A 13,563-nucleotide genomic window follows, 5' to 3' on the forward strand; every position below is an offset into this window, starting at 1 on the left:
CCGGCCGGGCGGCGTTCGAGCGGGCGTCCGGGCGGCGTACGGGGTGCGTGTCGGACGGCCGTCGGGCACCCCGCCCGACTCACCCCTCCGTGCGGCTCAGCCACTCCTCGGCGTCGACCTCGTCGCCGCGCACGACGGCGAGCACCTGGCCGCCGAAGCGGTCGAGCTTCGTGGCCCCGACGCCCCGGATGAGTCCGAGCTGACGCAGGTCGGCGGGTTGGTGGACGGCGATCTGCTGCAGCGTCGCGTCGGGAAGCACCGAGTAGGCGGGCCACCCGCGCAGCCGCGCGGCCTCCGAGCGCCACGTGCGCAGGCGCTCGAAGAGCTCGACCGCCTCGGGGTGCTCCGTCGCGAAGCTCTCGGCCCGGGCCTTGGCCGCAGCCTTCTTGCTCGACCGGTCGCCGCCGCTGCGGCCGCCGCGCTCCTCCTCGGGCCACATGCCGTCGAGGAACCGCGAGCGCTTGCGGCTCGCCCGCCCGCCGACCTGGCGGGCACGCGCGAAGCTCAGCTGGAGGTGCTCCCGGGCCCGGGTCACGCCCACGTACAGCAGCCGGCGCTCCTCGGCGATCTCGGCGTAGTCGTCGGCGTGGGAGATCGGCATCAGCCCCTCGGAGACGCCGACGAGGAAGACCGCGTCCCACTCCAGGCCCTTCGCCGCGTGCAGGGAGGCGAGGGTGACGCCCTCGACCGTCGGGGCGTGCTGCGCGGACGCGCGCTCGTCGAGCTCCGCGACGAGGTCCCCGAGGTCGGCCTGCCGGGTCGCCGCGAGCGAGTCGGCAAGCTGGACGAGCGAGTCGAGCGCGTCCCACCGCTCCCGGGCGGCACCGCGCTGGGCGGGCGGCTCGGGCGACCATCCGGCGCCGGACAGCAGGTCCCGGACCGTCGGCCCGAGCTCGGCGTCCGCCATCGACCGCACGGCCCCGCGCAGGAGGACGATCGCGTCCCGGACCTCGCGCCGCGAGAAGAACCGCTCGCCGCCCCGCAGGAGGTAACCGATGCCGCGCTCCGCGAACGCCTGCTCGAACGCCTCGGACTGGGCGTTCGTCCGGAACAGGACGGCCATCTCGCTCAGGGCCACCCCTTCCTTCTGCAGCTCACCGATGCGGCGGGCCACCCCCGCCGCCTCGGCGGCGTCGTCGTCGTAGGTCTCGTACCGCACGGGGACCGAGCTCGGCCGCTGGGCGACGAGCTCGACCGCGGCACGGTCCCGGTCGCTTCCGGCGCGGGCGAGGATCTCGTTGGCGACCCGCACCACCTGCGGGGTGGAGCGGTAGTCCCGCACGAGGCGGACGACGGCGGCGCCCTTGTAACGGCGTGGGAACTCGGTGAGGAAGCGGGGGGTCGCGCCGGTGAACGAGTAGATCGTCTGACTCACGTCCCCGACGACGCACAGCTCCTTGCTGTCCCCGAGCCACAGGTCGAGGAGGCGCTGCTGGAGGGGCGAGACGTCCTGGTACTCGTCGACGACGAACCGGTTGTACTGGCCGCGCACCTCGTCTCGCACGTCGGTGCGCTCGAGGAGCATCGCGACCATCGACAGCAGGACGTCCTCGAAGTCGATGACGCCGCGCTCGGTCTTGACCGACTCGTAGAGCTCGAGGAGGCGGGCGATGGTCGCGCGGTCGTGGCCGCCGACCTCGTCGCGGTCCTTCGACGCCGCGATGCGCGGGTAGTCCTCGGGCGTGACGAGGCTGACCTTGGCCCACTCGACCTCGGCCGCGAGGTCGCGCACCGTCACTCGGTCCGCCCCCAGGCCGAGGCGCCCCGCGGCCTCCGCGACGAGGCTCGCCTTGTGCGGGGCGATCTGGGGCACGGGTCCGCCGACGACGCGGGGCCAGAAGTAGGAGAGCTGGCGCAGCGCCGCGGAGTGGAAGGTGCGGGCCTGGACGGCGCCCGCGCCGAGGTCCCGCAGGCGCGACCGGAGCTCGCCGGCCGCGCGGGCGGTGAAGGTGACGGCGAGCATGCGGCGCGGGTCGTAGGCGCCGGTGCGGACGCCGTAGGCGATGCGGTAGGTGATGGCGCGGGTCTTCCCGGTGCCCGCGCCGGCGAGGACCGACATGGGGCCCGTCAGGTGCTCGGCGACGGCCCGCTGGTCCGGGTCGAGCGCGTCGAGCAGCCGGGCGGGGTCCTCCGGCTCGGGGGCTCCGGAGGCCGGGTCGGAGCCGGCGGGGACACGGGTGGGGTCGGGGGCATCGTTCAGCGGCGCGGACATCGGTCCCAGTCTCTCAGGGGGCGACGACACCGCCGGGACGGCCTGTGGACGGGCGGGCGGTGGCGTGCCGTGTCGCGTGGTCGCGCGCCGGCACGGTTGCGGACGGACGGACGTCAAGGCGCGACGTCGGCACGGGGCACGACACGCCGACGGGGAAGAATTCGGGCGGCGTACTGTGTTGGTGCAGGCAGGACCGGCCCCCGCCGGTCGGCGCACGACGCCTCACCCCCTTCCGAAGGATGACGATGACGGTCACCGCCCCCCAGCCCGGTTCGGTCACGATGTTCACCACCACCTGGTGCGGATACTGCAGGAACCTCAAGAAGCAGATGACCTCCGCGGGCATCGCGTTCACCGAGATCGACATCGAGCAGACGCCGGACGCCGCGAGGCTCGTGGCCGAGGTCAACGACGGAAACGAGGTCGTCCCCACCGTCCTGTTCGCGGACGGCACGACGGCGACGAACCCCTCCCTCAGCGAGGTCCGCAAGCGCCTCGAGGCCTGAGAGTCAGTGTCAGCCGAGGAGCTCTCCGCCGTACCAGTCCTCGATGAGCGAGCGGGCGATCGAGCTGCGCATCGGCAGGTAGACCTCGCCGAGGCGCACCGCGCTCTCGAGCTCCTCGCGCGTGAAGAGCCGCAGCTCGGTGACCTCCTCACCGTCCGGCCGCGCGTCCTCGACTCCCTCGATGCGCGCCGTGTAGCCGAGCATGAGCGAGCACGGGAACGGCCAGGGCTGCGAGCCGCGGTACTCCATCTCGACGACCCGGACGTTGGACTCCTCCATGATCTCGCGCCGCACGGCCTCCTCGGCGGACTCCCCCGACTCGACGTAGCCCGCGAGCGTGGAGAACCGGCCCTGCGGCCAGTGCACGGCGTGGCCGAGCATGAGGCGGTCGCGGTCGTCGACGAGGGCGACGATGACGGCCGGGTCGGTGCGCGGGAAGTGCGGCACCTCGTCCTGGGCGCACCACCGCATCCACCCGGCGCTGCGGACCTCGGTCGGCTCCCCGCACCGCGGGCAGCGCGGGTGGCGGCGGTGCCAGGCGCCGAGCGCCACCGCGGTCGTGGCCAGCCCGGCGTCGCGGTCGCTCAGCGCGTCCCCGACGTCGCGCAGGTGGAAGGTCTGCAGCCCGTGCACGAGCTCGACGAGCGCCGCGTCCTCGACGATCGGCACGCCGTCGAGGTCCCGCTCGCGCCCGAGCTCGTCGGGCAGGACGACGGACAGGTAGGTGTGCTCGTCGTCGGCCCCGAGGAGGTGGACGTGCTCCGGGGTCCAGGTGATTCCCGGGACGTCGGCGGGGGCGAGCAGGACGAGCGCGTCGTCGGCGACCGCCACCTCGCCCTGGGACACGAGCAGCACCCGGGTCGTCGGGTCCTCGCGGAGCCGCTCGCAGAGGCCGTCCTCGTCGCGCCGCTCGGCGGCCTGGTCGACGGTGGATCGGGCGAGGGGCAGGTCCGCGAGCATGACCCCACGGTAGGCCCGAACGGGCCGCGGCGTCCCTCCTCGGTCAGCCCCGGCCGCTGATCGTCGCCTGGCCGAGCACCCGGTCGCCGAGGTAGACCACGGCACTCTGACCGGCGGCGACGCCTCGGATCGGCTCGCGCAGCTCCACGGCGAGCGTCTCGCCGTCGTCGCCGGCCGTGCGCGTGACGACGGCCGGGTGCGCCGCGCCGTGCGCACGGATCTGCACCGCAGCCTCGGTGGGGACCTCTGCGGGGTGGTCCTCGGCGAGCCACACGACGTCGGTCGCGTCGATCCGCCGGGTGGACAGCAGCTCGGCGGGCCCGACGACGACGCGCGCGGCCCGCGTGTCGACGTCGAGGACGTAGCGCGGCCTCCCGTCCGGCGCCGGGCGGTTCAGACCGAGGCCCTTGCGCTGGCCCACGGTGTAGGCGTAGGCGCCGGAGTGCTCGCCGAGGACCGCGCCGTCGGTGTCGACGATCTCGCCGGGCTGCTCGCCGAGGCGGGAACGCAGGAAGCCGGCGGTGTCGCCGTCGGCCACGAAGCAGATGTCGTAGGAGTCCGGCTTGGTCGCGACCGGGAGGCCGCGCGCCTCGGCCTCGGCCCGGACGTCGGCCTTCGCGGCGACGTCGCCGAGCGGGAACAGCGCGCGGGACAGGCCCTCGCGGCCGGCCACGGCGAGCACGTAGGACTGGTCCTTGTCCGGCTCGGCGGAGCGGAACAGGCGCGGCCCGGCGCCGTCGTGCTCGAGGCGGGCGTAGTGCCCCGTGGCCACGGCGTCGAACCCGAGGGCGCGGCCGCGGTCGGCGAGGACGGAGAACTTCACGTGCTCGTTGCAGCGCACGCACGGGTTGGGCGTGCGGCCGGCGGAGTACTCCTCGAGGAAGTCCTTGACCACGAGGTCGTCGAACTGCTCGGACAGGTCCCACACGTAGTACGGGATGCCGAGGATGTCGGCGGCCCGGCGGGCGTCGGAGGCGTCCTCGATCGAGCAGCAGCCCCGCGAGCCGGAGCGGTGCTCGGCGCGGTTGCGGGACAGCGCCATGTGGATGCCGACGACCTCGTGGCCGGCCTCGACGGCGCGGGCGGCGGCCACGGCGGAGTCGACCCCTCCGCTGAGGGCGGCGAGCACGCGCATGGGGGTCCTTCCGTCTCGCGCGGCCGCCGGGGCGCCGCGCAGGGGGTCGTTCGGGCGGCCACCATTGTCGCGCACCGCGCCGATCGCCGCGGCGGCTCAGGACGAGAGCGCGCCCACCGCTCGGGCGGCCTCCGCGGCGCCGGGGAGGGCCCGGACCACGGCGGCGACGTCGTCGGGCGTGGTGGTCCGCCCCATCGACAGGCGCAGCCCGGTGCGGGCGTCGGCCTCGGACAGGCCCATCGCGAGGAGGACGTCGCTCGCGCCGAGCACGCCGGTGGTGCAGGCGGCGCCGGGCGAGGCGTCGATCCCGGCGGCGTCGAGGGCGAGGAGCAGGGCGTCCGGGTCGGCGCCGGGGATGCGGACGTGCACGACGGCGGGGCTCACCTCCGCGGACTCCGGCCGGTCCGGGTCGGGGCCGGAGACGACGAGACCCGGGATGCGCGACGCGATCCCGGAGACGAGGTCGGCGCGCAGGGCGGACAGCCGGGCGGCGTGCGCCTCGCGGGTGGCGACGGCGTGCTCGACGGCGACGGCGAGCGCCACCGCGCCGGCCACGTCGAGCGTGCCGGAGCGGACCGAGCGCTGCTGCCCTCCCCCGCCGCCGACCGGGGCGAGCTCGAGGTCGCGGCGGGCGATGAGCGCCCCCGTCCCCACGGGCGCGCCGACCTTGGGGCCGGCGATCGTCATCGCGTCGAGGTCGCCGCCGTGGAACCGGACGGGCAGGACGCCGAGCGCCTGGGAGGCGTCGGTGTGGACGGGGACGCCGCGCGGGCGCTCCGTGCTCGTCGCGGAGCGCGCGATGCCGACGAGCTCGGCGAGGGGCTGGACGACGCCGGTCTCGTGGCACACCGCCGTGACGGAGAACAGGGCCGGCGGGCAGGAGAGGACATCGCGGGCGGCGTCGAGGTCGAGCCGGCCGTCGGGGTGGACGGGGAGCTGGTGAGCGACCGTCAGGCCGTCGTCCTCGAGGTAGCGGGCGGTGCGCAGGACGGAGGGGTGCTCGACCGCCGAGTGCGCGACGCAGCGCGGGGTGCGGCCGGCGAGGTGGGCGGCGCGGACGACGCCCGTGATCGCCAGGGTGTCGGCCTCCGTGGCGCCGGAGGTGAGGACGACCTCGGCGGCGTCGGCGACCAGGGCGGCGGCGATCCGCTCGCGCGCCTCCTCCCAGCGGGCCCGGGCGGCGCGCCCCGCGGCGTGACCGCTCGACGGGTTCCCCGGCGCCGCGACCTGCCGGGCCAGCTCCTCGGCGTGCGCCCCGGCGGCCTCGGGCAGGAGGTCGGTCGCGGCGGCGTGGTCGAGGTAGTGGCGCACGGTCCCCAGCGTAGAAGCCCACGGGTGCGGGGAGATTCCCGCAGTCTCGATGAGCAGTGACAGGGTCGCGCGGCGCGCCGCCACCGTCCGCTGGGGTTGGATAGGACGGTGGGTCCCATGCACTCCCCTCCGACCGCGGACCGCGCGCCCGCCCCCCGGCTATACGAGGACGCCGGCGCCTCTCCCGCGCCCTCCCCGGCGAGCCGACCGGACCGCCGCGGGGTCCACCTCGTCGGTGACGGGGTCGACGTCGCGGTGTTCGCCTCGCGCGCCACCCGGGTCGATCTCTGCCTCGTCGACGTCGCCTCCGACGGCGGGCTCAGCGAGCGCCGGTACACGCTGCGCGGCCCCGTCCACGGCGTCTGGCACGGCCACGTCCCGGGCGTCCGCGCCGGTCAGCGCTACGGCTTCCGGGTGCACGGGCCGTGGAGCCCGCCGCGCGGGCAGCGGCACAACCCGGCCAAGCTCCTGCTCGACCCGTACGCGCGCGCCGTCGTCGGCGCGCCGCGGCTCACGCCCGCGCTGTACGCCCACGTCGTCGGCGAGGACCTCGTCCCCGTGGACGGCACCGGCTCGCCCGACCCCCGGGACTCGGTCGCGGACGCGGCCCACGGCGTCGTCGTCGACGACCGGTTCGACGGAGCCGTCCCCGCCCCGCGCACGCCGTGGCGGGACACGGTGATCTACGAGGCCCACGTCCGCGGCCTGACGATGCACCTGCCCGGGGTGCCCGAGCACCTGCGCGGGACCTACGCCGGCCTCGCCCACCCGGCGACGATCGCCCACCTCCGCTCCCTGGGCATCACCGCGATCGAGCTGCTCCCCATCCACGCGAAGATGGACGAGCCCCACCTCACGGCCAAGGGCCTGACGAACTACTGGGGCTACAACACGCTCGGCTACCTCGCGCCCGAACCGTCCTACGCGAGCCCCGCCGCGCGAGCCGCCGGCCCCGCCGCCGTGCTCGCCGAGGTCAAGGGAATGGTCGCGCTCCTGCACGCGGCGGGCATCGAGGTGCTCCTCGACGTCGTCTACAACCACACGTGCGAGGGCGGCGTGGCCGGCCCCACCGTGTCCTGGCGCGGCCTGGGGGCGAGCGACTACTACCTGCACGACGACGCCGACCGCGGCCGCATGCTCGACACCACCGGCTGCGGCAACACCCTCGACATGCGCCGCACCGAGGTCGTCCGCCTCGTGCTCGACTCGCTGCGCTACTGGGTGCGCGAGGTCGGCATCGACGGGTTCCGCTACGACCTCGCGGTCACGCTGGGCCGCAACGCCGACCAGTTCACGCCGTACCACCCGCTGCTCGTGGCGCTCGCGACCGACCCCGTCCTGCGCGAGGTCAAGCACATCGCCGAGCCGTGGGACCTCGGCCCGGACGGCTGGCGCACCGGCCAGTTCGCCGCCCCGGTCGCCGAGTGGAACGACCGGTTCCGCGACTCGGTGCGCTCGTTCTGGCTCGCCGACCCGGGCGCAGCCGCGAAGGGCGGGACCGGCCGGGACCTGCGCGACCTCGCCACCCGCCTGTCCGGCTCCGCCGACATGTTCGGCTACGGCGACGTCCCCGGCGGCCGCGGCCCGCTCGCGTCGATCAGCTACGTCACCGCCCACGACGGCTTCACGCTCGCCGACCTCGTGGCCTACGAGCACAAGGACAACTCGGCCAACCTCGAGGACAACCGCGACGGGACGACCGACAACCTCTCGTGGAACCACGGCGCCGAGGGCCCGGTCCCCGGCGACTCCCCCGCCGCCGACGTGCTGCCGCTGCGCCGCCGCTCGATCCGCAACCTGCTCGGCACCCTCCTTCTCTCGCCGGGCACGCCGATGCTCACGGCCGGCGACGAGATCGGTCGCACCCAGCGCGGCAACAACAACACCTACTGCCAGGACAACGAGCTGTCCTACCTCGACTGGGACCTGGGCCGGTGGCGCGAGGACCTCCTCGCCACCGCCCGGTACCTCCTGCGGCTGCGCCGCGAGCACCCGGTCCTGCGCCCCGAGCGCAGCTACACCGGCCGCGCCACGGACGGCGACCCCGTGCCCGACCTCGCCTGGCTGGGCGCGGACGCCACCGAGATGGGGGCGCACCGGTGGCACGACCCGCGCGCCCGGGTCCTGCAGATGCTGCGCTCGGGCGGCGGGCGGGACGCCGACGTCCTCCTCGTGCTCTCGAGCTCGCTGGACTACGAGTCGGTCCGGCTCCCGGTCGGCCGCGGGGCGGACTACGAGCTCGCGTGGAGCTCGGGCTGGGAGGCCCCCTCGTTCGCCGAGGCCGAGGAGGACTCCGACCCCTGGTCGCTGACGGCCGCCCCCGGCGAGGTCGTCCGCCTCGACCCGCTCTCGATGCGCGTCTACGTCACCCGCCCGGCGTCGGCGCCGTTGCTACGCTGACCTCACGACAGCCTCCGGCGACGACGCCGGTCTCCCCGTCGCGGATGCGGCGGGGCGGGCAGGGCACGACGGGACGAGGACGCATGGACGCGTGGACGTACGAGGGACATGCCGGACAGGTCGCCGCACGGGTGTGGCGGGTCGACCATCCCCGTTACGCGGCGGTGCTCGTGCACGGCTACGGGGAGCACATCGGCCGCTACGAGTGGGTGGCCGCCACGCTCGGCGCGCACGGCGCGGTCGTCTACGGGCTCGACCACGCGGGGCACGGCGAGTCCGAGGGCGAGCGGGTGCTCGTGCGCGACTACGACGACGTGGTCGCCGACCTCCACCAGCTCGTCTCGACCGCGCGCGCCGACCACCCGGACGTCCCGCTCGTGATGATCGGCCACTCGATGGGCGGCCTCATCGCGACCCGGTACGCCCAGCTGCACGCCGAGGAGCTGACCGCGCTCGTCCTGTCCGGCCCCGTCATCGGCAGCTGGGCGGTGGTCGACGAGCTGCTCGCCCAGGACCCGATCCCGCCGACGCCCATCGACCCCGCCACGCTGTCCCGCGACCCGGAGATCGGGCGGATCTACGCCGAGGACCCGCTCGTGTGGCACGGCGACTTCCGCCGCGAGACCCTCGAGGCCCTCAACGAGGCGATGGCGCGGATCTCCGCGCACGGATCGCTCGGCGACCTGCCGCTGCTCTACCTGCACGGCGAGGAGGACCGGCTCGTGCCGATCGGGCCGAGCCGGGAAGGGGTGGCCGAGATCGCCGGCCCCGCCACCGAGAGCGGGACCTACCCGGGCGCGCAGCACGAGATCTTCAACGAGACGAACAAGGAGGAGGTCCTCGCGGACGTCACGGCGTTCGTCGACCGCGTCCTCGAGGCCTGACCGTCGCGGTCCCCGAGGGGGTGCTCGGGGCGTCCTCCCGCCCGCGCCCGGACATCGACCGACGGACGCCCCACGGGCCGGCCGCCGCGCAGCGCCTAGTCTGGGCCGGTGACCGACGCACCTCCCACGACCGACACCACCGACGAGCTCTCGGGCGCCGACTCCGCCACCTTCGCGCGCTCCCAGTCGCGCAGCGACGCCATCGAGGCCGACCTCCGGGAGAACCCGGGGCGCTACCGCATGCTCACCGGCGACCGACCCACCGGCCAGCTGCACATCGGCCACTACTTCGGGTCGCTCGCCAACCGCGTCCGGATCCAGGAGCTCGGCGTCGAGTCGTTCATCCTCGTCGCCGACTACCAGGTGATCTACGACCGCGACGGCGTGGGCGACCTGCGCACCAACGTGCTCGAGATGCTGGCGGACTACCTCGCCGTCGGGCTCGACCCGGCGCGGTCGACGATCTTCTCGCACTCGAGCATCGCGGCCCTCAACCAGCTCATGCTCCCGTTCCTCTCGCTCGTGACCGACGCGGAGCTGCGCCGCAACCCGACCGTCAAGGACGAGCTCGCCGGGTCCACCCGGCCGATGTCCGGGCTCATGCTCACGTTCCCCGTGCACCAGGCCGCGGACATCCTGTTCTGCAAGGCGAACCTCGTGCCCGTGGGCAAGGACCAGCTGCCCCACATCGAGGTCACGCGGCTCATCGCGCGCCGGTTCGACGAGCGCTACGGCCGGGTCGACCCCGAGCGGCCCGTCTTCCCGCAGGCCGACGCCCTGCTCTCCCCCGTCCCCCTGCTGCTCGGCATGGACGGGCAGAAGATGAGCAAGTCCAAGGGCAACACGATCGAGATCGGCATGGACGCCGACACCACCGCGAAGATCATCAAGAAGGCCGTCACCGACGCCGACCGGCACATCACGTTCGACCCCGCCGGCCGGCCGGAGGTGTCCAACCTCGTCCAGCTCGCGGCCCTGTGCCTGGGCCGCGACCCGGTCGACGTGGCCGACGAGCTCGGCGACGCGGGCGGCGGCGGGCTGAAGAAGCTCGTCACCGAGGCCGTCAACGACCACTTCGCCCCGATCCGCGAGCGCCGCGCCACCTACGCGAACGACCCGGCGCAGCTCACCCAGATCCTGCACGACGGCAACGAGCGGGCCACCGCCGTCGCCGAGGCCACGCTCGCCGAGGTGCGCGCGGCCATGCACATGGACTACTGAGCGACCCCACGAACGACGAACGGGGGCCCGGCCGCACGGCCGGGCCCCCGTTCGTCGTCGTGGTGATCAGCCCTGGGCGGAGGCCGCCAGACCGAGCTCGGTCACGCCGTCGAGCAGCTCGTGCTGCGGGACGACCCGGACCGAGTAGCCGAACGCGCCGGCGGTGTCGAGGGTGACGTCGCCGCCGAACGTGTGCCGGCCGTCGATGCTGCCGCGGTGCGCGAGCGGGGTGACGGTGAGGTCGCCGAGCTCGTCGGAGTCGTCGACCCGACCGGACACGACCTGCACGAGGACGTCCTCCGGCGCGAGCTCCCCGAGCGCCACCGTGGCCGAGACCTTGATGGAGTCGCCGACCTTGACGACGTCGGGGACGTCGTGCGCGTCGACCGTGTCGACGCGCACGGCCGGCCACGCGGAGCGGACCTTGCGCTTCCAGCGCGCGAGCTCCTTGGCGCCGCGGTACTCGTCGGCGCCGTCGAGCCGTCGGCCCGCCGCCGCGACCGGCGTGTAGAGCTCCTCGACGTAGTCGCGGAGCATCCGGGTGGCCTGCACCTTCGGGCCGAGCGTGGCGAGCGTGTGGCGGACCTGCTCCATCCAGCGGGCGGGCACACCGTCCTCGTCGCGGTCGTAGAAGCGGGGCACGACCACGTTCTCGAGGAGGTCGTACAGCGCGGCCGCCTCGAGGTTGTCGCGGTGCTCGGTGTCCTCCACGCCGTCGGCGGTGGGGATCGCCCAGCCGTTGACGCCGTCGTACATCTCGTCCCACCAGCCGTCGAGGATCGAGAGGTTGAGCGCGCCGTTGATCGCGCACTTCATGCCCGACGTCCCCGAGGCCTCGAGCGGGCGCAACGGGTTGTTGAGCCACACGTCGCAGCCCGGCATGAGGGTCTGCGCCATCGCGATGTCGTAGTTCGGCAGGAACACGATGCGGTCGCGCACGCCCACCTGGTCGGCGAACGTGACGAACTTCTGGATGAGGCCGACACCGGGCTCGTCGTCGGGGTGCGACTTGCCGGCCACGACGATCTGGACGGGCCGCTCGGGGTCCGTGAGCAGGCGAGTGAGCCGCTCGGGGTCCTTGAGCATGAGCGTGAGCCGCTTGTAGGTCGGGACGCGGCGCGCGAACCCGATCGTCAGCGCATTCGGGTCGAGCGCGTCGGCCGTCCAGCCGAGCTCGGCGGGCGAGGCGCCGCGGTCGAGCCACGCCTTGCGGAGCCGCTCGCGGGCGCTCGTGACGAGCTTGCCGCGCAGCTCGTTGCGGGTCTCCCACAGCTCGAGGTCGGAGAACCCGCCCTCGGCCTCGGTGCGCTCCCAGCCCTCGCCGAAGGTCAGCGAGCGCTCGCCGAGCCGCTTCGTCGCCTTCGCGGCGAACGAGGCATCGACCCAGGTCGGCCCGTGGACGCCGTTGGTCACCGAGGTGATCGGCACCTCGGTGACGTCGAAGCCCGGCCACAGCTGAGCGAACATGCCGCGCGAGACGGAGCCGTGGAGCTTGGCCACGCCGTTGGCGCGGCGCGCGACGCGCAGGCCCATGACGGCCATGTTGAAGACCTCGGGGTTGCCGCCCTCGAAGTCCTCGGCGCCCAGGGCGAGGATGTCGTCGAGCCCGACGCCGGGGATCGAGGCGTCGCCGCCGAAGTAGGTCGAGACGAGCTCGCGGGAGAACCGGTCGATGCCGGCGGGCACGGGCGTGTGCGTGGTGAACACGGTGGCGGCCCGGACGGACTCGAGGGCGGCGCCGAAGTCGAGGCCGCCCGCCTGGACGTGCTCGCGGATGCGCTCGACCGAGAGGAACCCGGCGTGGCCCTCGTTGCAGTGGTAGACCTCGGGCTCCGGCGCACCGGTGAGGCGGGAGTACAGGCGCACGGCCCGCACGCCACCCATGCCGAGGAGCAGCTCCTGCTCGAGGCGGTGCTCGGCCGAGCCGCCGTAGAGGCGGTCCGTCACCTTGCGCTCGCGCTCGTCGTTGTCGGGGACGTTGGAGTCGAGCAGGAGCAGCGGGACGCGGCCGACCTGCGCGACCCACACCTGGGCGCGCAGCGTGCGGCCGCCCGGCAGGGTGAGCTCGACGCGCGACGGGGTGCCGTCGGGCTCGCGCAGGAGGACGAGCGGCAGGTTGTCCGGGTCGAGCAGCGGGTAGGTCTCGTGCTGCCAGCCCTCGCGCGTGAGGGACTGCTTGAAGTAGCCGGCCCCGTACAGGAGCCCGACGCCGACGATCGGCACGCCGAGGTCGGAGGCCGACTTGAGGTGGTCGCCGGCGAGGATGCCGAGGCCACCCGAGTACTGCGGCAGCACGGAGGTGATGCCGTACTCGGCAGAGAAGTAGGCGATCGCGGCGGGCTTGTCCGCCGGGCCCTCGGTCTGGAACCAGCGGGGCTCGCTCATGTAGGTGGCGAGGTCGGCGTCGAGCTCGCGGACGCGGGCGACGACCTCGGGGTCGGCGGCGAGCTCGTCGAGACGCGTGCGCGGGAGCGCGCCGAGGAGGCGGATGGGGTCCTCGTGCACCTCCGACCACACGGTCGGGTCGAACGACTCGAACAGGGCGCGGGTGGGCTCGTGCCAGCACCAGCGCAGGTTCGTGGCGAGCGTGTCGAGAGGCGCGAGCGCCTCGGGGAGGACGGTGCGGACCGTGAAACGGCGGATGGCTCTCACGGGGACGAGCCTATCCGTTCGCTTGTCCCGTTTCTGTCGTGTTGCAGGGCGTCCTCCGAGAGGTCGCACGACGTTCACCCGGGCCGGCCACCGTGGCTGCCGCAGGGCGTCCCGAGCCGCACTCTCGACCAGATTCATCGAGACTGCGGGTGGTGCGCGCATCCCGCGCTCGACCAGGGGCGCCCGTTCGTCGAGCGTGCGGTCGGGGCCCCGACCACGTGAGACCGCCCGGTCTCGACGTGCACGAACCGCAGTCTCGACGTGCACGAACCGCAGTCTCGA

Annotated in this window: 9 protein-coding genes; 4 read left to right on the forward strand and 5 right to left on the reverse strand. The window is 74.3% G+C overall.

Translation table 11 applies throughout. The features are described from left to right. Positions 1-79 precede the first annotated feature (79 nt). A complete protein-coding gene (locus tag ACZLMO_RS02445; RefSeq protein ID WP_463652768.1) occupies positions 80-2,212 on the reverse strand; it encodes an ATP-dependent helicase in 2,133 nt (710 codons plus the stop codon). Between the two features lie 245 nt (positions 2,213-2,457). On the opposite strand from ACZLMO_RS02445, the gene ACZLMO_RS02450 reads away from it, so the two are divergent. Continuing rightward, complete coding sequence (locus ACZLMO_RS02450; RefSeq protein WP_463652769.1) at positions 2,458-2,718, forward strand: mycoredoxin; 261 nt, start codon at positions 2,458-2,460, stop codon at positions 2,716-2,718. A 9-nt stretch (positions 2,719-2,727) separates the two neighbouring features. Here ACZLMO_RS02450 and nudC read toward each other — a convergent pair whose 3' ends face one another. The 3 genes from nudC to ACZLMO_RS02465 form a co-directional block, all read right to left on the reverse strand. Further along, complete coding sequence (gene nudC / locus ACZLMO_RS02455; protein WP_463652770.1) at positions 2,728-3,678, reverse strand: NAD(+) diphosphatase; 951 nt, start codon at positions 3,676-3,678, stop codon at positions 2,728-2,730. 43 nt (positions 3,679-3,721) lie between these two features. After that, positions 3,722-4,813: a tRNA 2-thiouridine(34) synthase MnmA gene (gene mnmA, locus ACZLMO_RS02460; RefSeq protein WP_463652771.1), complete on the reverse strand. Its 1,092-nt coding sequence runs from the start codon at positions 4,811-4,813 to the stop codon at positions 3,722-3,724. Positions 4,814-4,909: 96 nt separating this feature from the next. Then, complete coding sequence (locus tag ACZLMO_RS02465; protein ID WP_425714507.1) at positions 4,910-6,124, reverse strand: cysteine desulfurase family protein; 1,215 nt, start codon at positions 6,122-6,124, stop codon at positions 4,910-4,912. A gap of 117 nt (positions 6,125-6,241) precedes the next feature. On the opposite strand from ACZLMO_RS02465, the gene glgX reads away from it, so the two are divergent. The 3 genes from glgX to trpS all read left to right on the forward strand — a co-directional run bounded on the left by glgX (position 6,242) and on the right by trpS (position 10,629). Further along, complete coding sequence (gene glgX / locus ACZLMO_RS02470) at positions 6,242-8,524, forward strand: glycogen debranching protein GlgX (protein ID WP_463652772.1); 2,283 nt, start codon at positions 6,242-6,244, stop codon at positions 8,522-8,524. A gap of 83 nt (positions 8,525-8,607) precedes the next feature. After that, positions 8,608-9,408 (forward strand): alpha/beta hydrolase, encoded by an 801-nt coding sequence (locus ACZLMO_RS02475; protein WP_425714509.1) that lies wholly within the window; start codon positions 8,608-8,610, stop codon positions 9,406-9,408. A gap of 108 nt (positions 9,409-9,516) precedes the next feature. Beyond that, a complete protein-coding gene (gene trpS / locus ACZLMO_RS02480; RefSeq protein ID WP_425714510.1) occupies positions 9,517-10,629 on the forward strand; it encodes a tryptophan--tRNA ligase in 1,113 nt (370 codons plus the stop codon). 66 nt (positions 10,630-10,695) lie between these two features. Here the strand turns inward: trpS and glgP are convergent, their stop codons facing one another. Next, positions 10,696-13,281 carry an alpha-glucan family phosphorylase gene (glgP, locus tag ACZLMO_RS02485; RefSeq protein WP_425714511.1) on the reverse strand — a complete coding sequence of 862 codons (2,586 nt, stop codon included), beginning with the start codon at positions 13,279-13,281 and terminating at the stop codon, positions 10,696-10,698. Between the last annotated feature and the right edge of the window lie 282 nt (positions 13,282-13,563).

It is taken from the genome of Georgenia sp. G2120 (genome assembly GCF_055326485.1).